This window comes from Pseudomonas benzopyrenica (assembly GCF_036884265.1).
GTDB classification, from domain to species: Bacteria; Pseudomonadota; Gammaproteobacteria; order Pseudomonadales; family Pseudomonadaceae; genus Chryseomonas; species Chryseomonas benzopyrenica.
Window position 1 is genome coordinate 1,573,322 of the sequence record NZ_CP145723.1, and the last position, 21,280, is coordinate 1,594,601.

Annotated in this window: 20 protein-coding genes and 1 tRNA gene; 9 read left to right on the forward strand and 12 right to left on the reverse strand. The window is 65.6% G+C overall.

Translation table 11 applies throughout. The annotated features are described in order from the left end of the window. The first annotated feature begins 50 nt into the window (after positions 1-50). Positions 51-2,204 (forward strand): putative bifunctional diguanylate cyclase/phosphodiesterase, encoded by a 2,154-nt coding sequence (locus V6W80_RS07225; protein WP_338546394.1) that lies wholly within the window; start codon positions 51-53, stop codon positions 2,202-2,204. A gap of 103 nt (positions 2,205-2,307) precedes the next feature. Here the strand turns inward: V6W80_RS07225 and V6W80_RS07230 are convergent, their stop codons facing one another. Continuing rightward, a complete protein-coding gene (locus V6W80_RS07230; protein ID WP_064306621.1) occupies positions 2,308-3,612 on the reverse strand; it encodes an OmpP1/FadL family transporter in 1,305 nt (434 codons plus the stop codon). A 284-nt stretch (positions 3,613-3,896) separates the two neighbouring features. Here V6W80_RS07230 and rnd point away from each other — a divergent pair, with 284 nt between their 5' ends. From rnd to V6W80_RS07245, 3 genes are read left to right on the forward strand one after another with little or no spacing between them, the layout of a single operon-like run. Continuing rightward, positions 3,897-5,051: a ribonuclease D gene (rnd, locus tag V6W80_RS07235; RefSeq protein WP_068385373.1), complete on the forward strand. Its 1,155-nt coding sequence runs from the start codon at positions 3,897-3,899 to the stop codon at positions 5,049-5,051. Then, positions 5,048-5,350 carry a YcgL domain-containing protein gene (locus V6W80_RS07240; RefSeq protein ID WP_017638854.1) on the forward strand — a complete coding sequence of 101 codons (303 nt, stop codon included), beginning with the start codon at positions 5,048-5,050 and terminating at the stop codon, positions 5,348-5,350. Before rnd ends, V6W80_RS07240 begins: the two co-directional genes overlap by 4 nt. Further along, positions 5,347-6,288, forward strand: coding sequence for a D-2-hydroxyacid dehydrogenase (locus V6W80_RS07245; RefSeq protein ID WP_257706417.1), 942 nt, complete (start codon positions 5,347-5,349; stop codon positions 6,286-6,288). The genes V6W80_RS07240 and V6W80_RS07245 overlap by 4 nt, the downstream gene beginning before the upstream one ends. Here V6W80_RS07245 and V6W80_RS07250 read toward each other — a convergent pair. Continuing rightward, the gene (locus V6W80_RS07250) at positions 6,273-6,869 is read right to left on the reverse strand and encodes a nitroreductase family protein (protein ID WP_017638852.1); all 597 of its coding nucleotides are present in this window, start codon (positions 6,867-6,869) and stop codon (positions 6,273-6,275) included. The two genes, V6W80_RS07245 and V6W80_RS07250, sit on opposite strands and share 16 nt — an antisense overlap. A 137-nt stretch (positions 6,870-7,006) precedes the next feature. Here V6W80_RS07250 and V6W80_RS07255 point away from each other — a divergent pair, with 137 nt between their 5' ends. Then, a complete protein-coding gene (locus V6W80_RS07255) occupies positions 7,007-7,456 on the forward strand; it encodes a YcgN family cysteine cluster protein (RefSeq protein ID WP_058762427.1) in 450 nt (149 codons plus the stop codon). Positions 7,457-7,464: 8 nt separating this feature from the next. Here V6W80_RS07255 and V6W80_RS07260 read toward each other — a convergent pair whose 3' ends face one another. From V6W80_RS07260 to V6W80_RS07300, 9 genes are all read right to left on the reverse strand, one after another. Beyond that, entirely contained in the window at positions 7,465-8,448 is a 984-nt protein-coding gene (locus V6W80_RS07260; protein ID WP_338546396.1) for an oligopeptide/dipeptide ABC transporter ATP-binding protein, read from the reverse strand. After that, positions 8,445-9,428, reverse strand: coding sequence for an ABC transporter ATP-binding protein (locus V6W80_RS07265; protein ID WP_338546397.1), 984 nt, complete (start codon positions 9,426-9,428; stop codon positions 8,445-8,447). Before V6W80_RS07265 ends, V6W80_RS07260 begins: the two co-directional genes overlap by 4 nt. A 1-nt stretch (position 9,429) precedes the next feature. Continuing rightward, positions 9,430-10,305 carry a D,D-dipeptide ABC transporter permease gene (ddpC, locus tag V6W80_RS07270; RefSeq protein ID WP_017638849.1) on the reverse strand — a complete coding sequence of 292 codons (876 nt, stop codon included), beginning with the start codon at positions 10,303-10,305 and terminating at the stop codon, positions 9,430-9,432. 1 nt (position 10,306) lies between these two features. Then, the gene (locus V6W80_RS07275; RefSeq protein ID WP_338546398.1) at positions 10,307-11,323 is read right to left on the reverse strand and encodes an ABC transporter permease; all 1,017 of its coding nucleotides are present in this window, start codon (positions 11,321-11,323) and stop codon (positions 10,307-10,309) included. A 48-nt stretch (positions 11,324-11,371) separates the two neighbouring features. Further along, positions 11,372-12,937: an ABC transporter substrate-binding protein gene (locus V6W80_RS07280; RefSeq protein ID WP_173146744.1), complete on the reverse strand. Its 1,566-nt coding sequence runs from the start codon at positions 12,935-12,937 to the stop codon at positions 11,372-11,374. A 106-nt stretch (positions 12,938-13,043) separates the two neighbouring features. After that, positions 13,044-13,619, reverse strand: coding sequence for a D-alanyl-D-alanine dipeptidase (ddpX, locus tag V6W80_RS07285; protein ID WP_017638846.1), 576 nt, complete (start codon positions 13,617-13,619; stop codon positions 13,044-13,046). Between the two features lie 41 nt (positions 13,620-13,660). Then, complete coding sequence (locus tag V6W80_RS07290; RefSeq protein WP_017638845.1) at positions 13,661-14,512, reverse strand: MurR/RpiR family transcriptional regulator; 852 nt, start codon at positions 14,510-14,512, stop codon at positions 13,661-13,663. A gap of 215 nt (positions 14,513-14,727) precedes the next feature. Beyond that, positions 14,728-15,483, reverse strand: coding sequence for an SRPBCC family protein (locus V6W80_RS07295; protein ID WP_338546401.1), 756 nt, complete (start codon positions 15,481-15,483; stop codon positions 14,728-14,730). A gap of 53 nt (positions 15,484-15,536) precedes the next feature. Beyond that, entirely contained in the window at positions 15,537-17,558 is a 2,022-nt protein-coding gene (locus V6W80_RS07300; RefSeq protein WP_338546403.1) for a S9 family peptidase, read from the reverse strand. An 89-nt stretch (positions 17,559-17,647) separates the two neighbouring features. Here V6W80_RS07300 and V6W80_RS07305 point away from each other — a divergent pair, with 89 nt between their 5' ends. The 4 genes from V6W80_RS07305 to V6W80_RS07320 all read left to right on the forward strand — a co-directional run bounded on the left by V6W80_RS07305 (position 17,648) and on the right by V6W80_RS07320 (position 19,689). Then, a complete protein-coding gene (locus V6W80_RS07305) occupies positions 17,648-18,121 on the forward strand; it encodes an MFS transporter (protein WP_338546404.1) in 474 nt (157 codons plus the stop codon). A 98-nt stretch (positions 18,122-18,219) separates the two neighbouring features. Further along, positions 18,220-18,993: a class II glutamine amidotransferase gene (locus V6W80_RS07310; RefSeq protein ID WP_338546406.1), complete on the forward strand. Its 774-nt coding sequence runs from the start codon at positions 18,220-18,222 to the stop codon at positions 18,991-18,993. Between the two features lie 18 nt (positions 18,994-19,011). Continuing rightward, positions 19,012-19,524, forward strand: coding sequence for a DUF2937 family protein (locus V6W80_RS07315; protein WP_064306609.1), 513 nt, complete (start codon positions 19,012-19,014; stop codon positions 19,522-19,524). Between the two features lie 88 nt (positions 19,525-19,612). After that, positions 19,613-19,689: transfer RNA gene (locus V6W80_RS07320), tRNA-Val, on the forward strand. Between the two features lie 347 nt (positions 19,690-20,036). On the opposite strand, the gene V6W80_RS07325 is transcribed toward V6W80_RS07320, so the two are convergent. Then, positions 20,037-21,206: an MFS transporter gene (locus V6W80_RS07325; protein WP_338546407.1), complete on the reverse strand. Its 1,170-nt coding sequence runs from the start codon at positions 21,204-21,206 to the stop codon at positions 20,037-20,039. Between the last annotated feature and the right edge of the window lie 74 nt (positions 21,207-21,280).

Sequence of the window (21,280 nt, forward strand, 5' to 3'; positions counted from 1 at the left end):
GGCACGTGCGGGTCCAGAGGGAGTCGTCGTCAACTGGACAAGGAGCCCCAATGCCCGATGCGCCCCAAAGCGCCGCCTCGCCCCGGGAAGTCGCCCCCGCGTCGCGGCTCAGCCTCAAACCGCGCAGCCTGTTCGCCACCTTCTTTCTGGCGTTCATCCTGGTGGATGCCCTGGGCACCCTGTTGTTTACCCTGCACAGCTATCGCCAGGCCCGCGATGCCAGCAGCCAGAGCATCGACTATCGCTTGATGAGCGCGGCCTTGGCGCTGCCGGAAATTCTCGGCGAGGACTATCTCGCCCAATTGCAGGATCCGGCCCAGGCCGATCCCGAACGCTACCAGCGAACCCTGATCACCCTGGATCGCTATGCCCGCAAGGCCGGGCTGGCGTCGCTCTATGCCTTCGTCAAGGACGGTTCGAGCTTTCGCTTCATCATGGATTCGGCCAACGAGGAAGAAATCCGCGTTGGCTACTTCGGCGACTATCGCCAGCTCTACGATCAGGCCCCGCCGGAACTCGGCGCCGTGTTTGCCGATCATCAACCTCGTTTCGCGGAATACCAGGATAACTTTGGCAGTTTCCGTTCCCTGTTCCTGGCCATTCCCGGGCAGGACGGGCAAGCAGTCGTCATAGGGGCGGACATGTTCATGGAAGGAATAGCAGCGGCAGAGCAGTCGGCTCTGCTGGATTCGCTGCTGATAGGCGCGATCATCTTTGCCTTGGGGGCGTTGGTCAGTCGAATACTGGCAGGCGCCCTCAACCGCTATCTGGCCCGCCTCGGGCAGGCCACCGAACGCATCGCCGATGGCGACTATCAACTGGGCCTCAAGGAAGGGCGGGACCCGGTCGGTCGGCTGGGTCGCGCCATGAACCAGATGGGCGCCGCCCTCGCCGCGCGCGAGCGGCGCATCAGCCAGCTGGCCTTTCGTGACATGCTCACCCGCCTGCCCAACCAGGTGCGGCTGGTCCTGGAGATCCGCCAGCGCATCGAGCGCGCCGCAGCCGGGCGTTTCGCCGTCTTGCTGCTGGACGTGGCGAACTTCCGTAACATCAACGAACTGCTTGGCCAGGAGGGCGGCGACAAGATCCTGCGTCATCTGGCCCGCCGGCTAAGGGTCGCGGCGCCGGAAGAGAACGGCGTGGCGCGGATCGGCGCCGACACCTTCGTCCTGCTGCTGCCCTGGTTCGACGTCGCCTCGGCGGAGGCGGCGCTGCTGTCGCTGCGCAACCTAGTGGAGAAACCCTTCGTCAGTGGCAATCAGCGGGTATCCCTGCGCATCACCTTCGGCATCGCCTGCTACCCCGAACACGGCACCAGCGCCGAAGCCCTGCTGGCCAACGCCGAGACCGCCCTGCAGGATGCGCGCCGGCGGCAGCTGCCCTTCGCCTTCCATGATCCGGACCAGGAGCGCCAGCGGCAGCTCGGCATTGCCATGCTCGATGCCCTGGACCTCGCCGTGGATCACGACCAGTTGCGGCTCTATCTGCAACCCAAGATCGCGCTGCCGGATGGCCGGGTCGAGGGCGCCGAAGTCCTGATCCGCTGGCAGCATCCGGAACTGGGCCTGCTCAAGCCGGACGCCTTCGTCGGTATCGCCGAACAGAGCCGCAAGATCTGCGACATCACGCTCTGGGTACTGGAACGTTGCATGCACCTGCAGCGCGAGCGGCAGCTAGGTGCCCTCAAACTTAACGTCAATCTGTCGCTGCTGGACCTTGAGCACCCAGCCTTCATCGCCCGCATCGGCCGGCTGCTGGACGAGACGGGTGCCGTGGCCGCCGGCTTCTGCCTGGAGATCACCGAGTCCCGGGCCATGAGCAATCCGGTACAGGTGCTCGACTGCCTGCGCCAGCTCAAGGCCATGGGCTTCGAATTGTCGCTGGACGACTTCGGCGCCGGGCATTCCTCGCTGGCCTGCCTGAGCAGCTTTCCCATCGACGAGCTGAAGATCGATCGGCAGTTCATCGAGCATTGCCAACTGCCCGGTGATCAGGAGGTGATCAGGCTGCTGGTCCAGCTGGGCCAGTTGCGTGGCCTGCGGGTGGTGGCCGAAGGCGTGGAGACCCACCAGGCGCTGCAGGTCCTCACCGACCTGGGCTGCGACCAGATCCAGGGCCAGCTGGTGGCCGGCGCCCTGTCGCTGGAAGACTTCCAGCGCTGGTACGCCGAGCAGGAGCAGGGTTACTGGGAACTCAGGGCGTAGACGAAAGGCAAAGCCCTTCGCCGAGCGGGGCGGCTGACGCGCGATCAATATCCCAGAAAGCACGAAGCCGCCTCGCGGCGGCTTCTGTAGCAGATCCTAGGGCTTAGAAGCGGTAGGTCAGCTGGGCACCCAGGCCATGGGCGCTGTTGTCGTATTTAGCGCTGTAGCCTGCCTTGGTCGAGGTAGCGGGGCGATTGATCGACACATCGTCTTCCCAGAGATAGGCATAGGCCACATCGATGGTCATGTCCTTGGTCGGCGACCAGCCTGCGCCCACCGAGAAGGTCTTGCGATCGCCCACCGGGATGCGCACGTTGCGGTTGCCGTTGTCCGCCGGGGAGGGGTCGATGGCCATGCCGGCACGCAGCACCCACTGGGGATTCAGCTGATAGGCCGCGCCGATGGCGTAGGACCAGGTGTCCTTCCAGTTGAGCTCTTCCGTCACGGTTGCCAAGGGCGAGCCCAGCACCGGCAGGGTGGGGGTGCCCTCGTTCTCCACGTCGATCGACTTCAGGCGACTCCAGCGGGTCCAGGTGGCGCCGGCGTACATCGTCCAGTCGTTGTTCAGACGATAGGTGAAGGAGGCGTCGCTGCTTTCCGGCAGGGTGATGTTGAGGCTGGCGTCATACTTGCCATTGAGGCGGCTGACCAGGGCGTTGGTGATGGGGCTGGCCTGGCTGTTGGCGCCAGTCACCTCGGTGTTGCCCTTGAGCTTGTAGGTGACCTTGGAGTGGTAGGTCAGGCCGAAGGTCAGGTCATCGGTCAGGTCCGCCAGCAGGCCGACGTTGAAGCCATAGGCGGTGTCGTCGCCATCGATCTTGACCTGGCCATCCTGGGTGCTGCCGAAGTTGACGTTGCTGTTGAGCTTGCCTTCGATGCGGTTGATGGTCGGGCCAAAGCCGACGGACACCTTGTCGGTAATCTTGTAGCTGACGGTCGGCTGGATGGTGATGACTTCCACCTTGCTCGCCTGACCCTGGTAGCGACCCTGGAAGGCGTGCTCGTAGTTGCTGATCAGCGCATAGGGGACGTAGACACCCAGGCCGAAGTGCAGGCGGTCATCCACCGGCGTCACGAAATAGCCGAAGGGCACCACCGAGTTGGGCACCATGTCGCCGTCGTTGCTGCCCTGCACGGCCTGGCCGTTGGCGTAGCGACCACTGGCGTCCTTGATGTCGATCTTGGCGTGGATATAGGCGCCACCCAGGGACACCTCACGGCCCAGGCGGGACATGCCAGCCGGGTTGCCATAGATGGTGGAAGCGTCCTGCGCGGAGGAAGAGCGTCCGGCGAAGGAGGTACCCATCCCGCTGACACTCTGTTCGTTGATAGCCAGACCGTTCGCCAGGGCATAGCCGGAAGCGCTCGAAACGGCCAATGCAAGTAGGGTCAGTTTTATTGTTTTCATGCTCTTGCAGCTCCATTGAAAGGCGAGAAGCGCTTACCTCCGCGGATTCCCAAGTCCGAGTGAGTACCTGCGCACACTCAGCTTTTAGCAGGCCCTGCTTGCGAATACAAAAAAAACTATTCGGTCACGTTTGGTTCGGGGCGGTCATCAGGCGTTCATCCGACGAACCCGCCTGGAAAGCCGCTGAATGCCACGTTTCCCGGTGTGTGACAGGGGCGTCAAGCGGCACCGAAGAACCGGCCCGGGTGGCTTATACTGTCGGCTCATCTGTTCGGAGTGCGCCCTTGACTTCTGCCCCTCACTGGATCCGCGACGATGCGGCACTGGCTGCCCTCTGCGAGCGCTGCCAGACCCTGCCCTTCATCGCCCTCGACACCGAATTCATGCGGGTCGACACCTTCTATCCCAAGGCCGGTCTGATCCAGATCGGCGACGGCGAAAAGGCCTACCTGGTCGATCCCCTGTGCATCGGTGACTGGACGCCTTTCGCCGCGCTGCTGGAGGACCCGGCGGTGGTCAAGGTGCTGCACGCCTGCAGCGAAGACCTGGAAGTGTTGTTGCGCCTGACCGGCAGCCTGCCGCAGCCGCTGTACGACACCCAGCTGGCGGCGGCCTATCTGGGGCTGGCCCATTCCATGGGTTATTCGCGGCTGGTCGCCGAAGTGCTCAAGATCGACATCCCCAAGGACGAGACCCGCTCCGACTGGCTGCAACGGCCGCTGACGCCGTTGCAGGAGCGCTACGCGGCAGCCGACGTGACCTATCTGGTCGACGTCTACCACTACCTGAACGCGCGTCTGGATGATCAGCGGCGCACCTGGCTACTGGAAGATGGCGCTGAACTGGTCGCCAATCTGCGGCGCATCAGCGATCCCTGGGAAGCCTACCGCGACGTCAAGCTGGCCTGGCGCCTGTCGCGCCAGCAGTTGGCGGTGCTGCGGGTGCTCTGCCACTGGCGCGAGGTCAGTGCCCGCGAGCGCGATCAGCCGCGCAACCATGTCCTGCGCGAGCGCTCGCTGTGGCCGCTGGCGCGTTTCCAGCCGACCGACAAGCAGGCCCTGGCGCGCATCGACGACATGCACCCGCGCACCGTGCGCCAGGACGGCGATACCCTGCTGGCGCTGATCGCCGAAGGTGCGGCCACCCCGGCTGACCAATGGCCAGAGCTGCAGGCCGAGCCCTTGCCTCACGAGGCGTCGTCGCTGCTCAAGACCTTGCGTGCTATTGGCGAACGCGATGCCGAGGCCCTGGGCATGGCGCCGGAACTGATGTTGCGCAAGAAGGTGCTCGAAGCCCTGCTACTCACCGGTTGGCCCGATGGCGACTACCAACTGCCGGCGAACCTGCGCGGTTGGCGCCGCGAACGCTTCGGCCAGGCCCTTCTCGATCACCTGCAGGCGCAGCGCACTCCGCCGGCGCCCCTGGAAGACACCCCATGAAACTGCTCTGCTCCATCTACCGAAGCCCGCGCAAGCCGGAAATGTACCTCTATGTCGACAAGCTCAAGGGCCTGACTCTGGTCCCTGAAGGCTTGCTTGCGGCTTTCGGGCCTCCGGCACTGGCCTTCGAGTTCGTGCTCACCCCGCAGCGCACGCTGGCCCGGGAAGACGTCGCCAAGGTCCTCGAGAACATCGCCAAGCAGGGCTATCACCTGCAGATGCCACCCCCGGAGCTGGAGCGCGACGACTACATCGAGCACCTGCCCGAAGAACTGCTGCGTCTCAACGATCCGCTATGACCGCCGTCCTGCTGCTGGAAGACGCGGCGGCCGGCTATGTCGAGGCCTGGCGCCAATTGGCGCCGGCGCTGGAACTGCAGGTGCCGACGGACCCGGTCGAGGCCGTGCGTCTTGCCCAGCGGCCATGCTACTGGCTCGGCCAGCCGGATCGTGCCGCAGCCCTGCTGCGCGAGGGCGTCAAGCCGCTCTGGCTGCAATCCACCTGGGCCGGCTATGCGCCGTTGCTGGCGGCGGACCTGCCAGACGATTATCGCTTCAGCAGAGCAGTAGGGCTGTTCGGCCAGAGCATCGGCGAATACGTCCTGACCTATCTGTTGCAGCATGAGCGCCAGGTGGCCGCGCGTCAGCTCAGCCAACGCGAGGGGCACTGGGACACCCGGGCGCCGGGCACCCTGGCCGGGCGGCGTCTGCTGCTGGTCGGGGCAGGGGACATCGGTCAGGACATCGCCCGGTTGCTCGCGCCGTTCGGCATGATCCTCACCGGCGTCGCCCGCAGTGCACGAACCTTGCCTGGCTTTGCCCGGGTGGTGCCGCTCGCGGAACTGCACCAGGTGGCGCGGGATGCGGGCTTCGTGGTCAATCTGTTGCCGGACAGCGGCAGCACCCGGGATCTCTACGATGCGGATTTCTTCGCCGCCTTGCCTGCAGGTGCCTTGTTCATCAATGCCGGACGCGGCACCAGCGTGGTGGACGCCGAGCTGATCGCCGCGTTGGAGAGCGGGCAGCTGGCCGGGGCGGTGCTCGACGTGTTCCGTCAGGAGCCGTTGCCGGCCGAGCACCCTTTCTGGCGGACGCCCAACCTGCACCTCACCGCCCATGTCGCCGGGCCCACGCCGCCGGCGGCGGCGGTCCGGTTGTTTCTCGACAATCTCCAGCGCCTGCAACAGGGGCAGCCCCTGCGTGGCGCCGTCGAGTTGGCCGCTCAGTCGAAGGTATAGGGGCCGGCCACCGCCAGCTCCTCGACGGTCAGGCGCGGACTGGGCAACTCGCGCCCCTGCAGGGACTCCGGCAGGCTGGCCTTGTCGCCCAGCTTGCCGATGGCGACCGCCAGCTCGACCTTGAACGCCGCCGGCACCTTGAGTTCGCGCTGGATGCCTTCGCGGTCGATCCCGGCCATGCCGTGGGCGTGCCAGCCCGCATTGGTCGCCTGCAGTGCCAGGTAGGCCCAGGCCGCACCGGCATCGAAGCTGTGGCTGGGGAAGGGGACTTCCTCGCCACTGCTGGCGCGCAGCAGGGTGGTCTTCGACAGGATGATCACCAGCGCCGAGGCGTGCTGCGCCCAGCCGCGGTTGAATTCACTGATCAGCGACAGGAACAGCTCCCAATGGGCGTCGTCGCGACGTGCATAGAGGAAGCGCCAGGGCTGGGCATTGAAGGCTGACGGCGCCCAGCGCGCGGCCTCGATGAAACCGAGCAGGGTCTCTTCCTCGATGGCGACCGGGTCGAAGGCGCGGGGCGACCAGCGCTGGACGAACTGGGGATCGACGGGATACTGGGGCGTACGGCTGCTGCTGGTCATGGCTTCACCACGGGAGGAAAGGGGAGTCCGGCACGGTAATCCGGTCGGGCGGCGTCGACAAGGGCGCGAACGGTGCTTGGCGCTCGCGGCGTGCGGCACTAGACTGCGCGCCCCCTTTCCTTGCCACGATCTCTGCCATGGCCGCCATCACCCAGCCGTTCTGGAAGCGCAAGACCCTCGATCAGCTCGATGCCCAGGAATGGGAGTCACTGTGCGACGGCTGTGGCCTGTGCTGCCTGCAGAAGCTCGAAGACGAGGACGACGGCGCCGTCTATTACACGCGCATCGCCTGCAAGCTGCTGGATCTCAAGACCTGTCAGTGCAGTCGCTACGCCGAGCGCACCCGCTTCGTCCCCGACTGCATCCAGCTCACCCCGGCCCAGGCCGACCAGTTCGCCTGGCTGCCGCCCACCTGTGGCTATCGCCTGGTGGCCGAGGGCAAGGATCTGCCGGAGTGGCACCCGCTGATCTGTGACGACCGCGAGGCGGTGCACAAGGCTGGCATTTCCCAGTCCGGCCGCATGCTCAGCGAAACTCAGGTCGCCGAAGACGACTGGGAAGACTATCTGATCTTTCGCGCGGGCTGATCCCGGCTTCAGACCGCCGCGGGGCTGGTCCGCAGCGGCGCGGTCAGGCCTGTTGCGCGATGGCAGCGTACCTCCGCCAACTCACCTGGCAGCAGTGCCTGAGGTCGCTCACAACCGGTGCCCGCCTGCGGACAGCGATCCCGAAAGAAACAGCCAGTCGGCAGTACTCGGTTGCCCGGTAGCTCGGTGCGCTGCGCCGCGGCATTGCCCGTGAGCGGCTGATCCAGCCGCGGCACCGCCTCTAGCAACAATCGGGTATAGGGGTGGCTGGGCTGCTCCAGCACCTCTGCCGCCGCCCCCAGCTCGACGATCTGCCCCAGGTACATCACCGCCACCCGGTCGGCCAGGTGGCGCACCACCGAGACGTTGTGGGAGATCAGCACGAAGGTCAGGCTGCGATCGCGTTGCAGCTGGGCCAGCAGGTTGAGGATCTGCGCCTGCACCGAGATGTCCAGGGCCGAGGTGGGTTCGTCGAGAATGATGACGTCCGGATCCGACGACAGCGCCCGGGCGATGGCGATGCGCTGGCGCTGGCCGCCGGAGAATTGGTGCGGGTAGCGATCCAGGTATTCGGGACGGATACCGACCTGCACCGCCAGGCGCTCGGCCAGGGCGCGCAATTCGACAGAGGAGCTGCGACCCCGCACCACCAGCGGCTCGGTGATCAGCTTCCACACCGGCAGGCGCGGATCCAGCGAGGACTGCGGGTCCTGGAAGACGATCTGGATGTTGCGCTCGCCACGGGCCGAGCCTTGAAGGGAGCCGCTCACCGGCTCCACCAGCCCCATCAGGACCTGGGCCAGGGTGCTCTTGCCGCAGCCGGATTCGCCGAGCACGCCCAGGGTCTCGCCGGAAAATAGTCGCAGGTCGATGCCGTTGAGGGCATGGGCCTGGCCCTTGGTACGCCCGAGCCAGTCGCGGCCCACCGGATAACGTACCTCGACGCCGCTGAGTTCCAGCAGCGGTACGGCGGGCGGGGAAAAGGTGTTCATGCCGGGGCGTCCTCCGCCTGCAGCCAGCAGGCGCTCAGGTGATCGGGGGTGTCCGTCGGCAGCAGTGCGGGGCGCGTCTCGCAGCGCTCATGGCGCCGACTGCAACGATCCTTGAAGCTGCAGCCGCCAGGTAGCTGGCCCAGGTTGGGCACCTGTCCGGGGATGCTGGCCAGGCCGCTGCCGGGCACCGTCTTTTCCGGCAGGCAGGCCAGCAGGCCCTGGGTATAGGGATGCCGGGGTGCCTGCATGACCGCCGCGGTAGCCCCCTGTTCGACGATGCCGCCGGCGTACATCACATAGACGCGATCGCAGAATTGCGCGACCAGGGCCATGTCATGGGTGATCAGCAGGATGGCGGTACCCCGGGCCCGTGCCTTTTCGCGCAGCAGGAGCAGCACCTGGCGCTGCACCGTGACGTCCAGCGCGGTGGTCGGCTCATCGGCGATCAATAGCTGCGGATCGCAGGAGAAGGCCAGGGCGATCATGATGCGCTGGCGCATGCCGCCGGACAGCTCGAAGGGATAGCGTTCGAGGATCTGCTCGGGATCGGCGATGTGCATGTCCTTGAGCAACTCGATTGCCTTGGCGCGGGCCTGGGCGGCATCCAGCGCGGTATGGCGGCGAATCACGTCCAGCAGCTGGCGACCGATGCGCCGCGTCGGATTGAGCGCCGTCATCGGCTCCTGGAAGATCATCGCCGCCTCGCGGCCGCGTACTTCCATCAGCTGGCGCTCGCTCAAGGCGAGCATATCGTGGCCCACCAGGTTGACGCTGCCGCCGGTGACCCGGTAGCTGCCGGGGGGCAACAGGCCGAGGGTGAGCATGGCGGTGACCGATTTGCCCGAGCCTGATTCGCCCACCACGCCGACGATCTCGCCGGGGGCCACACTCAGGCTGACGCCGTTGAGCGCCTTGGCGCTGCTGCGAAAGCCGGGGAATTCCAGATTCAGCTGGTCGATGTGCAGAACGGACTGGCCCATGTCATTTGCCCTTTTGGCGAGGATCGAGCAGATCGCGGATGCCATCGCCCAGCAGGTTGAAACCGATGGCGGTGACCAGGATCGCCAGGCCCGGGAAGGTCGAGTACCACCACTGGTCGAGGATGAAATTGCGGCCGCTGGCGACCATCACGCCCCATTCCGCGGTGGGCGGCTGGGCGCCCAGGCCGATGAAGCCCAGCGCCGAGGCCATGAGAATGGCGTTGCCGATGTCCAGGCTGAATTGCACCAGCAGCGGCGGCATGGCGTTGCGGGCCACGTGCCAGTGCACCAGGTGCCATTTGCCGGCGCCGAAGGTGCGCGCTGCCTGGACGTAGGCCAGTTGGCGGATGCTCAGGGTTTGGCCGCGCGCCAGGCGCACATAGAAGGGGATGCGCACCAGGGTGATGGCCAGCATGGCGTTGAACAGACTAGGCCCGAGAGCGGCGGCCAGGGCCATGATCAGCACCAGCGAAGGCACCGAGAGGATGATGTCCATCAGGCGCATCATCAGCCGGTCGAAGGCGCCGCCGACGATGCCCGACAGGCAGCCGAGCAGGCCGCCGATGGCGCAGGCGGCAAAGGCCACGAACAGGCCGACGCCCACCGATTGGCGGCTGCCGTAGATCACCCGGCTGAGCAGGTCGCGACCCACCTCGTCGGTGCCGAACCAGTGCAGGGCGCTGGGTGCCTGCAGGCGGGCGGTGAGTTTCAGCGCGTTGGGCTGATAGGGGGCCAGCCAGGGCGCGGCGACCATGCACAGCAGCACCAGCAGGGTGATCACCAGCCCCGTGAGCATCAGCGGATTGCGGCGGATCCGCCAGGCCAGCCAGGCGGTCTGCTCGCGCCAGCGGGGGCGCGCAGCGGTCAGGGTCGTCATGCTAGTTCACCTTGCCGATGCGGGGATCGACCAGCCGGTAGAGCAGGTCGATGAAGCGGTTGAGCAGGACGTAGATGAAGGACACCACGATGGCGAAGCCCATGACCGCCGGGAAATCCAGCGCCTGGATCGACTTGACCACATAGGCGCCCATGCCCGGCCAGGCGAACACGGTCTCGGTGAGCACCGCCCCATAGAGCAGGTCGCCCAGGGCCAGGCCGATTACCGTGATGGAGGGAATCAGCGCGTTGGGCAGCGCGTGGCTCAGCACCACGGTGGTCTGCGACAGGCCATAGGCGCGGGCGGTGCGGATATAGTCCTCGCCCAGCTGTTCGAGCATGGCGCCGCGGATCTGCCGGGTGATGACGCCGAGATTGACGAAGGCTAGGGTCACCGCCGGCAGCAACAGGTGTCTGGCCGCACTGGCGAAGCCGGTGAGATCGCCCGCCAGCAGGGTATCGATCAGATAGAAGCCGGTCACCGTCGGCGGTGGCGTCAGCCCCTGGTCCAGCCGCCCGCCGCCCGGCAGCCAGCCGAGATGCCCGTAGAACAGCACGATCAGCCCCAGGCCCAGCCAGAAGGCCGGGGTGGAGATGCCGGCCACCGCCAGGGTACGGCTGATATGATCGATCCAGCGGTTGTTGTAGACCGCCGAGAGCACGCCCAGGGGTACGCCAATGAGGATCGACAGCAGCAGCGCCGCCAGGGCCAGCTCCAGGGTGGCCGGAAAGAACAGCTGGAGGTCTTCCAACACCGGGCGATGGGTGCGGATCGACTGGCCCAGATCGCCCTGCAGCAGGTCCCCCATGTAGCGGAAGTATTGCTGGTAGAGCGGCAGGTCCAGACCCAGCTGCTGACGGATGCCGGCGACGATTTCATCGCTGGCACGCTCGCCGGCGATCAGCCGCGCCGGATCGCCCGGGATCAGGTGGGAGATGACGAAGGTGATCAGGGATACCCCGATCACCACGATGAGGATATCGGTCAGCTGCTTGCGCAGCAGATGGAAGAAGGCCATGGCATACCTCGCGAGGCGGGTGCCGGAGCGCGCCGGCACCCGTCGCCCTTACTTGGACATCGCAGCGAAATTGAAGACCTGCTCGAGCATGGGGTTGAACACGTACCCCTTGACCGCGGCGCGCATCGGCACCGTGTAGGCCTTCTGGTAGAGGTAGGCGTAGGCGGCGTCGCCCACCACAATCTTCTGGGCCTCCTGGTACAGCGCCTTGCGCTGAGCCACGTCACTGACGCTGGCGGCGTCGCGCAGCAGCTGATCCACCTTGGGATTGCTGTAGAAGGCACGGTTGCCCGCCAGTCCCGCATTGGTGCTGTCGAACCAGAAGTTCATGAACATGTAGGGATCGGCGAAGTCCGGACTCCAGTTGCCGATGGCGACGTCGAAATCGCCCTTGCCCAGGCGTTCGCGGAAGGTGGCGTTGGCCAGCTTCTCCATCTTCAGGTTGACGCCAAGGGTGCCCAGGCCCGCCTGCAGGGTCAGGCCGATCGGCTCCCAGGCCGGATCCTTGTCCGAGTAGAGGAATTGCAGTTCCCGCACCTTGGGCGCCTTGCCCAGGGCGGCCTGGGCGGCTTCCAGGTCCTGCTTGGGCATTGGCAGGCTCGGATCATGCCCCCACATGCCGTCCGGGATCGGGCCGTTCATGAGCTTGGCCTTGCCCATGGCGATGCCTTCGACGATGCCCTGGTAGTCGAGGGAGTCGACCACCGCCTTGCGCGCGTTGACGTCGTTCAGGGGCGCGCGCCTGTTGTTGAGGTAGAGGTAGGTCACCCGCAGCGAGGGGTAGGCGGTGGTGACGAAGCCGGACTTCTGCGCCAGCGCCTTGACCTGGTCTTCGGGCAGGTCCTCGATGATGTCCAGATCGCCCTGTTCCAGTTGCAGGCGCCGTACCGAAGGCTCGGCGATGATGCGGATCACCACCTGTTTGAGCGTGGGCGCCTTGCCGGCGTAGTGCGGGTTGGGCTCCAGGGTCAGCGACTGGCCCTTCTGCCAGGCGGCCAGGCGATAGGCGCCGGAGCCGGCGGTATGGCCGGCCAGCCAGGCGTCCACGTCCTTGCCGTGGGTGCTGGCCACCTTGGGGTTGATCACGCTGGCGCCGTCGTGGGCCAGGGCGAAGAGGAAGGGCGCGAAGGGCTTCTGCAGGGTGAATCTGATCGTCTGCGGATCCACCACGGTCACCGCCATGTCCGCCGGGAAGATGCTGGACGGGCCCTGCTTGAGCTTCATCAGGCGCTCGACCGAGAACTTGACCGCCTCGGCGGTGACCTCGCTGCCATCGTCGAATTTGTTGCCGGGCTTCAAGGTGAAGGTCCACACCAGGTTGTCGGGGGAGACGGTCCAGCCGCTGGCCAGGTCGCCCTCGACGTCGGTGCTGCCCTTGCCGTCTTCCACCTTGTAGCGCATCAGGCGCTGGTAGGCCGGATAGGTCACGGTCCAGTCGTTGTTGTCGAAGGTCACGCCCGGATCGACGGTCTGCAGATCCGCAGGCTTGCCGATGACCAGGGTGTCGGTCGCGGTGGCGGCGCTGGCTGGCTGCCAGGCGCCGAGGCCCAGCAGGGAAACCAGGGCGAGCACGCGGGACGCCGATGAAACGCAGGTGCGCGAAGACGAGAACATGCCGGTACCTCGGATTGTTTGGGTTTATGGGTGTTTCGGCAGTGGGCAAGGCGGTCGAGCGATGGGCTCGCGGCGCCGGATTCGAATGACCCGGTCGCCGGCAGGATCAGTTCAGCAGGGCGGCGAGCTCCTCCTGGCTGAGATGGTGGTAGTCGATCAGCGCATAACGACGGGCGTCGGGCAGTTCGAAGTGCCACCACTCGCTGGGGATGAAGGTGAAGCCGGCGCTCTGCATGATGCCCAGCAACAGCAGGCGGTTGCGCTGGGCGGCAGCGGGCAGCGCCGGATTGAACAGATGCGACAGCTCGCGCATGTCGTCGAAGCCGGTACCCATATCCAGCGGTTCACCGGCCTCGTCGAGCAGGGTCACGTCCACGGCCACGCCGCGGCTGTGGTGCGAACCCTGCGCTGGATCGCTCACGTACTGGGCGTCGGGCAGCACCCGCCACAGCAGTTGCTGGGCATAGGGCGGGCGGTAGGCATCCAGCACCTGCAGGCGCAGACCGGCCTGTTGCGCCAGCGCGCTGGCGCGTTGCAGGCGGGCGGCGGCATCCCGGTGCAGCAGGCAGTGGGCGTCCTGGTAGAGCACCTTGCCGGCCAGGTTGTCGGCGGTCGCATAGACCAGGTGGATGTCCACACCATAGTGGTGGGCGTCGATCTCGACGAGTTCCGGATGGTTCACGGTACGGGATGTTTCCTTAGAGTAAAGAGGGGTGCCGGCGCTCATTCGAATTGCCCGAAGCGCTGCTGCAGGGCGCGGTTGCTGGCCAGACGCTGTTCCAAGGCATCGCCCGAGCGATCCGCCACCGCTGACACCAGCAGGTTGAGCAGGCAGGCCAGCGGGGCCAGGGAGTCCCAAAACTGGTCGACTTCCAGGCGCAGTTGCAGCAGGTCGGCGGGGTAATCCCGTGCCCAGGGGCAGTGGTAGTCGGTGATCAGCGCCATGGGCAGCTGGGCATCGCGTGCGGCTTCGCAGAGCTTGCGGGTCACGCTGGAATAGGCGCGAAAGTCGGCCACCACCAGGTAGGGCTGGGCGAAGCCGCTGTTGAAGATGTCGGCGTAGGTGCCCGACAGACCGTCGACGTAGAAGGCCTTGGGGCGGATGTATTCCAGCAGGCTGTGAAAGCTACCCAGGACGCCGCGGGTGGTCTGGATACCGGCGATGAACACGGCGTCCGCACCGGTCAGCTGCTGGACCACCTGTTCGAACACCGGACCGCGGGCCAGCTGGTAGACGTCCTCGATGGCGGCGAGCTCGGCGGCCAGAGAGCGGTCCAGGGCGTCGCTGCGTCCGCTCTGCTGGCGAAAGGCACTGAAGCGATCGGTGATGCGCCAGCCTTCCAGGCCTTCGTTTCTCAAGCTCTGCTTGACGTCGTCGAGATTGCGATAGCCCAGCGAGCGCAGCAGCCGACCCACGGAAATGCCGGTGGTGTTGGTGCGTTGGGCGATGCTGTCGGCGGTCTCGAAGGGCAGCTTCTCCGGATTGGCCAACAGGTAGCCCGCGACGCGTTTGCCGGTGGGCGTAAGGTCGGCGAAGGCACCTTCGAGGGCTTGGAAGAACAGCGGCTTGGTCAAGGTTCGGATCCGCAATGTTATCGAGCTGTCATTAAGAGCTCTGTTGTTCGAAAGCTAACATTGGTTTTCCAGGCGTCGCAAGAGGCCGCACGCCGGTTGTCACCGAGGTGTCGCAAAGCGGATTCAGGGGTCGCTGCGAGATAAGCCAATCGGGGCTGAATGGCCTGAAGGAAGGTAGCGGCGTCCCGGACGAGACGCCGCAGTACAGCCGGAGGTCAGCCCAGCGGCGACTCCATGTGCGAGGTGCGCTCGACGGCGCCATAGCGATCGCCGACGGCGTGGGCCCGTTCCAGCAGCACCTTCAACTCGGCCAGGTCCTGGGCGATGCGGGTGCCAGGGTCGCGGCGCAGCAGGCGGGCGAACAGGTGGCCGAGGCGGCCGGCCGGCGGTTCGTAGGCCATGACGGCCGTCACCTCGGTGCCACCGGGCACATCTTCGAAGCTGACCCAGCCCAGGTTGTTCAGACCGGCATAGCCACAGGAGCGCCAGCCGATCAGGCGGCCGGGGATGTCGTCGGTGACTTCGGCGTCCCATTCGAAACGGCCCATGGGCGCCTTGACCACCCAGTGGGAATAGCGGTCGTTGAGCACGTCCACGCGTTCGATGTGGCGCATGAAGATCGGCAGGTTGGAGAAGTCGCGCCAGAAGCGATAGAGCTCATCGCGGGGACGGGCGATGACGATCCGGCGGGTCTGGGAGGCTGCCGAATGCCAGGCCAGCGAACGGCGGACGTCGCGCTCGAAACGCACCTTGGTCAGGGTGCGCTTGATCGAGCAATGGCCGCGCAGGCCGCGATTCAGCAGCCAGGCGCCGGTGGCGCCGGTCAGCAGGCCGAGCAGACCGCCACGCGCCAGGCCGCGGCTGAGCAGCAAGCCACCGCCGGCCACGGAGGCCAGGCGTTCCACGCCCTGGATGGCAGCGGCGTTGCGAGGCGGGGGAGCGAGAGGGGGAGTGGGGGCATCTAGGTGCATGGCAGATTCTCCTTTGGCTGTGGAAAAGACCTGCCCAGAGCCCCCGCCGTTCCCTAGCCGGTCAGGCCCAGTACCCGGAAGACGAAGGCGTATTCCAGGGCCACGTCGCGCAACGCCTGGTAACGCCCGCTCATGCCGCCGTGTCCGGCGCCGAATTCGGTTTTGAGCAGGAGCAGGGGCGCCTGATCGGTCCGCCGCTCGCGCAGCCGCGCCACCCACTTGGCGGCTTCCCAATACTGCACCCGGGTGTCGTGATAGCCCGCCACCGCCAGGATGGCCGGATAGGCCTGGGCCTTGACGTTTTCGTAGGGCGCGTAGCTGGCGATGCGCGCCCTCACCTCGGGCTCGTTCGGATCGCCCCACTCGTCGTACTCGGTCACGGTCAAAGGCAGGTCCGGTTTGAGCATGGTGTTGAGCACGTCGACGAAGGGCACCTCGGCAATGGCCCCGGCATAGAGCTCGGGCCGCTGGTTGAGCACGGCGCCGATCAGCAGACCGCCGGCACTGCCGCCGCTGACGACCACCTGTTGCGGTGTCGTCAGGCCCTGCTCCAGCAGATGCTCGGTGCAGGCGATGAAGTCGTCGAAGGTGTTCTGCTTGTGTTCCAGCTTGCCGCTGCGATACCAGGCTTCCCCTAGTTCGCCGCCGCCGCGCACATGGGCGATGGCGAAGCGCACGCCACGATCCAGCAGGCTCAGGCGCGCATGGGAGAACCAGGGGTCCAGGCTGTGGCCGTAGGCACCATAGCCATAGAGGTAGAGCGGGGCGCTCTGCGGCAGATCGCGCCGACCGACCAGGCTGATGGGAATGCGCGTGCCGTCCGTGGCGGTGGCCCACAGGCGGCGGCTCTCGTAGGCGTCGGCGTCGAAGGGGCCTTCCACCGGCACCTGCTTGAGCACTCGCTGGGTACCGCTTACCAGGTCCAGTTCGCGGATCTCGGCGGGGCGATTGAGCGCCTCGTAGCGCAGGCGCATGACGGGACTGTCGAATTCCAGTACGTCCATGGCATCGAGGCTGTAGACCTCGTCCGGCAGGTCGACCCGGTAGGAGGCCTGACCATAGGGGCGAACCTCCAGGACCGGCAACCCGGCGGTGCGCAGGCTCAAGACCAGCGCCTGGGCGCCGAGGCTGGCGTCCTCCAGCATCACCGCAGGATCGTGAGGTACCAGCAGCTGCCAGTGCGAGCGCGTGGGACTTTCCTCGGCGGCCTGGTAGAGCGCGAAGTTGATGCCGTCCTGGTTGCTGCGGATGTACCAGCCATCGACGCCATGATCGGGGAAATACTCATGACCTTCTTCGCGGGGCGCCAGGCAGACGAAGGCCTCGTCCGGCCGATCCGCGTCCAGCACCCAGGCTTCGCTGGTGGTCTTGCTGTGGGACAGCAGCAGCAGCTTGCGTTCGGAGCTCGAACGATAGCAGCCGAGAAAGAAGCGCCCGTCGGTCTCGTGGAAGACCAGTTGCGGCTCGGCATCGCCCAGGTGGTAGCGATAGAGCTTGTGCGGACGATGGGATTCGTCGCGCTCGCCAAAGAACAGGGTGCGGCTGTCGTTGGCCCAGGTCAGACTGCCGTCGCACTCCTCGAAGGGCAGTTCGGTCACCAAGCCGGTGGCCAGCTCCTTCACATAGAGCCGGTAGGTCTCGTCACCGACCTGGTCGAGGCTGTAGGCGAGCCGGGTCTGGTCCGGGCTGATGGTGAAGCGGCCGACGGAGAGAAAGCCGCCGTCGGCAATGGCATTGCCGTCGAACAGCAATTCTTCGGTCGCCGGATCGGGCGTGAGGTCGCCATTGGCGGGGCGACGGCAGCGATAGTTACGGCCGTATTCGTCACCGGCCTGGGTGCGCTGGTAGTAGAGATAGTCGCCGCGGGGGACGGGCAGCGACAGATCCGTCTCGCGAATGCGCGCCCGGATCTCTTCGAACAGCTGTTCGCGCAGGGCGGCCTCGGGTGCAAGCTCGGCTTCCAGGTAGGCGTTCTCGGCTTCCAGGTGCGCCAGCACCTCGGGGGCGTCGCGGCTCTCCAGCCAGGCGTAGGGATCGTCACCGGGGGCGCGGCGGGCAATGGGGGCTTGGGTCATGCGGGCTCCTTGGGCGCCGCGCAAGAGCACGCGGGCGGGGCAAAACCGCTATCATAGGCTTCTCCTTTCCGCTATCGCCATGGATCGCAATGACCGAGCAAGAGTACCTGATCGCCTGGGCCGTCTACGCCGTCGCCGCGCTGCTGCTGTTGGTGGTGTCTTTCAAGGCCACCGGTTGGCTCTGGCGCTGGTTGCGCGAACCTATCCGCCTGGTGGTGGCCGTATTGCTGGTGACCCCGGCCCTGGTGGATGCCGAGCATGGCCTCTATGCTCCGGCCATCGCCGTGACGGTGCTGGACCTGGTGTTCAAGGTCGGCAACAGTGCCTGGTCGGCCGTGGCCAATCTGGCGGCGGCCGGCACCATCGGCGTGGTGCTCTACCTGATCTTCGTCCTTTGTCGCTGGCTGTACCGCCGCTCCCATCCGCGTCCTGCGCCGGTCGCCGCGGAAAGCCCGGCGGATGATCCACAGCCGGAATCGCCGACGGCACTGCGCAGCCCGGCAGCACCTGTGGAGCGCCGTGAACCCCGTGGCCGCAGCGAGCGCGTCGAACCCCGTCTGTAATCCAGGCTTGCGCCTGGGCCGTGACCCCTTCAGCATGACCGCGAAGGGCAGCGGCTGCAGCCGCCGTTGAACCAGGCAGCCACCCCGGAGGGACGGACATGTGCGAATTGCTGGGCATGAGTGCCAACGTGCCCACGGATCTGGTCTTCAGTCTCCAGGGCCTCATGCAGCGAGGCGGTCGTACCGGTCCGCATCGAGACGGCTGGGGCGTGGCCTTCTACGAGGGTAGGGGCCTGCACCTGTTCAAGGATGCCTTGCCGGGCGCCGATTCCGAAGTGGCCAAGCTGGTCCAGGGCTATCCGATCAAGAGCCACACGGTGATCGGCCATATCCGCCACGCCAATGTCGGGGCGGTCAATCTGGCCAATACCCATCCCTTCGTGCGCGAGCTGGGCGGGCGCTATTGGAGTTTTGCCCACAATGGCCAGCTGCAGGATTTTTATCCCGAGCCGCGTTTCTACCGACCGGTAGGCACTACCGACAGCGAGACGGCCTTTTGCAGTCTGCTGGATCAGGTTCGCGAGCGCTTTCCCGAACCCGTCCCGGTGGAGATGCTACTGCCGCAGCTGGTGAACGCCTGCGATGGTTTTCGCAAGAAGGGCGTCTTCAACTGCCTGCTCAGCGATGGCGACTGGCTGTTCAGCTTCTGCACCACCAAGCTGGCCCATATCACCCGCCGTGCCCCCTTCGGTCCGGCCCAGTTGCGTGATGCGGAAGTACGCATCGACTTCAAGGCCGAGACCACGCCCAATGATGTCGTCACCATCATCGCCACCGAGCCGCTGACCTGCGACGAGGTCTGGACCCTGCATCAGCCGGGGGAATGGCATCTCTGGTGGGATGGCGAGATCGTCACCCAGGGTCGCGTCTAGACAGGAACCTACTTCACGATGCTGCGCAGCTATATTCGTCTGCTGTTGTTTACCCTGGCCTTGCTGGTAGGGGTGCAGATCCCCGGTTTCATGCTCGACTACGAGCAGCGCGTGGATGCCCATCGCCTGGAGTCCGATCAGGCCCTGAGCGGTTTCAGGCGGACCGCGCAGCAATATTTCGAGGGCAGCCTCGACGGCCTGCTGGCGCATTACCGGGCCAGCGAGGATCCGGTCTTTCGCAGCGACGCCGACAGCCTTGGCGTACTGATGCGCCGTAACGCGCTGTTCAACGAAGAATGGCAGGCCTTACAAGGCCCCTGGTACCAGCGGGCCTGGCACATCCTGGTACGGCCCAACGGCGAGCTGCGTGACGAGACCCTGCGGCAATATCGCTATCAGGTGGTCCTTACCCCCGAAGCCATCGGCTGGGGAATAGGGCTGGGATTGGCGCTGGCGGTGACAGTGGAAACCCTCGCGCTCTGGCTTTCCATCCTGCTCTATCCACGGCGCCCAGCCCGGCGTCTTTCCTAGACCTCAAAAAAATTTCACGTTTTCAGGCGTTTAGCTGAAAAAAGGGCTTGACGCTAAAGTCTCGCGCTGTAGAATGCGCACCCACAGCAGGCACGTAGCTCAGTTGGTTAGAGCACCACCTTGACATGGTGGGGGTCGTTGGTTCGAATCCAATCGTGCCTACCAAACAAAACCCGCACTGCTGGCGGGTAAGAAGAAGGGCGATCCGAAAGGGTCGCCCTTTTTTCGTTTGGGGATGCGATGGGAAGGCGTTCAGCTGTCAGGGCTGCTGATTCGTCCCGGCGTCCTGATACTCAACGACCTGTTCGCCTTGGCCTTCTTGGTGATAGCGAAACCCTGTCGGATCGACATGCCCCCCCCCCTGGCGTCTGGTGTGTTCCTCTGGGAAGGGGCCTGAGCCGAGAGCCTGGTGCTCGATCCGCATGGAAGAAGGAGCAGTGACCGGCGACTATGCCATTCCGCCGTCGCCAAGGGCTCGATAGCGGCCGCCAGGCTCTGGCGAGGGTGAAGCACTAGGCATTTTGTTGTCTTGCGGTCATCGGCCAGGTGAGCGCAACAAACGCCATCCCGCCCCCCACCAGCACCAGCGCTGCACTCAAACTCCAATGCTGGGCCACGAAACCGATCGCTGCCGGACCGATGAGAATGCCGGCGTAGCCGATGGTGGTGATCGCGGCAATGGCGTGGCTTGGAGGCATCCGGGTCTGCCGCCCTGCGGCACTGAAGAGCACCGGGACGATGTTGGAGGCTCCGAGGCCAACGAGCAGAAAGCCGGCGAAGGCAAAGGGCTGGCTGGGTGCCAGCACCGCCATCAGAAAGCCTGCCGCGGCGAGTAGGCCGCCGCCTACGACCACTTTCAGGCCGCCCAGCGTCTTCACGATCCAATCCCCGGTCAGACGACCAAGGGTCATGGCCAACGCGAATACCGTGTAACCAAAGCCGGCCTGTGCCGGGGCGACGTCATGGGCATCGATCAGGAACAGGGCGCTCCAGTCCAGGATCGCGCCTTCGCCGAGAAAGATCAGAAAACAGAGCAGGCCGATGAAGGCGACGATCCCGCGCGGCAACGTGAACAGCGGAGTATGCCCGGCGTCATGATTGCCGTAGGGCAGCAGACCCTTGATTGAGGCCGCGAGTAGAAGGATCAACAACGCGCTGAACACCAGGGTCGCAACCAGCGGTTGGATTCCAGCCCCCAGCAGAACGCTCATGCCGCCGGCGCCGACAATGCCGCCCACACTGAACAAGCCGTGGAAGCCGGACATCATGTTGCGACCGCTGTCCTTCTCGACCATCACCGCCTGAATGTTGATGGCGACGTCCAGAGCGCCAACGCTTGCCCCGAACAGAGCCAAGGCGATGGCCATACCGAAAATCGAATCGGCAACGGCCAGCAGCGGCAGCACGAGGGCCAGTGCCACCGAGCTGGTCGCGATCACCGCGCGGCACCCAAAGCGGCTGGCGAGGATGCCTACGATGGGCATCGCGACGATGGATCCCAGGCCGAGGCAAAGCAGCAGAAGGCCAAGCGTCGAATCATCGGCGCCGATCCTTGCCTTGGCGACGGGCACCAGGGGTGCCCACGCAGCCATAGCCGAACCTGCAATCAGAAAGCCGACGCGGGTCGCCCATTGCTCGATCGCTCCCGAGCGTTGTTGGGTGGCGAGTTGCACGTGTTGCATGGGAGTGCTCCGAAATAAGGCGACAGTAAAGGGTTATCACACCTCATATCAGTGTTAGCCGAACAGGCATGATT

What these genes read in the sequence shown, in the direction of transcription:
- V6W80_RS07225 (WP_338546394.1), top strand. Translation starts at nt 51, where the DNA reads ATGCCCGATGCGCCCCAAAGCGCCGCCTCGCCCCGGGAAGTCGCCCCC.
- V6W80_RS07230 (WP_064306621.1), bottom strand. Translation starts at nt 3,612, where the DNA reads ATGAAAACAATAAAACTGACCCTACTTGCATTGGCCGTTTCGAGCGCT.
- V6W80_RS07240 (WP_017638854.1), top strand. Translation starts at nt 5,048, where the DNA reads ATGAAACTGCTCTGCTCCATCTACCGAAGCCCGCGCAAGCCGGAAATG.
- V6W80_RS07245 (WP_257706417.1), top strand. Translation starts at nt 5,347, where the DNA reads ATGACCGCCGTCCTGCTGCTGGAAGACGCGGCGGCCGGCTATGTCGAG.
- V6W80_RS07250 (WP_017638852.1), bottom strand. Translation starts at nt 6,869, where the DNA reads ATGACCAGCAGCAGCCGTACGCCCCAGTATCCCGTCGATCCCCAGTTC.
- V6W80_RS07255 (WP_058762427.1), top strand. Translation starts at nt 7,007, where the DNA reads ATGGCCGCCATCACCCAGCCGTTCTGGAAGCGCAAGACCCTCGATCAG.
- V6W80_RS07260 (WP_338546396.1), bottom strand. Translation starts at nt 8,448, where the DNA reads ATGAACACCTTTTCCCCGCCCGCCGTACCGCTGCTGGAACTCAGCGGC.
- V6W80_RS07265 (WP_338546397.1), bottom strand. Translation starts at nt 9,428, where the DNA reads ATGGGCCAGTCCGTTCTGCACATCGACCAGCTGAATCTGGAATTCCCC.
- ddpC (WP_017638849.1), bottom strand. Translation starts at nt 10,305, where the DNA reads ATGACGACCCTGACCGCTGCGCGCCCCCGCTGGCGCGAGCAGACCGCC.
- V6W80_RS07275 (WP_338546398.1), bottom strand. Translation starts at nt 11,323, where the DNA reads ATGGCCTTCTTCCATCTGCTGCGCAAGCAGCTGACCGATATCCTCATC.
- V6W80_RS07280 (WP_173146744.1), bottom strand. Translation starts at nt 12,937, where the DNA reads ATGTTCTCGTCTTCGCGCACCTGCGTTTCATCGGCGTCCCGCGTGCTC.
- V6W80_RS07295 (WP_338546401.1), bottom strand. Translation starts at nt 15,483, where the DNA reads ATGCACCTAGATGCCCCCACTCCCCCTCTCGCTCCCCCGCCTCGCAAC.
- V6W80_RS07300 (WP_338546403.1), bottom strand. Translation starts at nt 17,558, where the DNA reads ATGACCCAAGCCCCCATTGCCCGCCGCGCCCCCGGTGACGATCCCTAC.
- V6W80_RS07305 (WP_338546404.1), top strand. Translation starts at nt 17,648, where the DNA reads ATGACCGAGCAAGAGTACCTGATCGCCTGGGCCGTCTACGCCGTCGCC.
- V6W80_RS07310 (WP_338546406.1), top strand. Translation starts at nt 18,220, where the DNA reads ATGTGCGAATTGCTGGGCATGAGTGCCAACGTGCCCACGGATCTGGTC.
- V6W80_RS07315 (WP_064306609.1), top strand. Translation starts at nt 19,012, where the DNA reads ATGCTGCGCAGCTATATTCGTCTGCTGTTGTTTACCCTGGCCTTGCTG.
- V6W80_RS07325 (WP_338546407.1), bottom strand. Translation starts at nt 21,206, where the DNA reads ATGCAACACGTGCAACTCGCCACCCAACAACGCTCGGGAGCGATCGAG.